We start from the raw sequence: 217 nt of genomic DNA, 5'->3' as shown, positions 1-217 counted from the left end.
TGCATCGAAGCCCACGACCGCGCTGCGCTGGAGCGGCTGCTGCGCTATTGCGCGCGTCCACCGTTTTCCATGGAGCGCCTACGCAAAGAGGGAAGCAAACTGGTGTACCGCTGTGCCAAACAGCGCAGCGAGCCCACCAGTGACAAGCGTGGTGCCAAGGCAGATGAGCTGCACCTCACACCGCTGGAACTGATCGACCGCATCGCCGCGCTGGTGC

The 217-nt window shown here is 64.1% G+C and carries 1 protein-coding gene; it reads left to right on the top strand.

Annotation, left to right across the window (positions count from 1 at the left end; translation table 11 throughout):
• A partial coding sequence (locus A612_RS00060) for an IS91 family transposase (RefSeq protein WP_040435214.1) occupies positions 1-217 on the top strand: 217 nt, incomplete at both ends.

This window comes from Melaminivora alkalimesophila (assembly GCF_000282995.1).
Lineage (GTDB): Bacteria > Pseudomonadota > Gammaproteobacteria > Burkholderiales > Burkholderiaceae_C > Melaminivora > Melaminivora alkalimesophila.
Note: the sequence above shows the minus strand (reverse complement) of the source record. Positions and strands in the feature narration are given on the sequence as shown.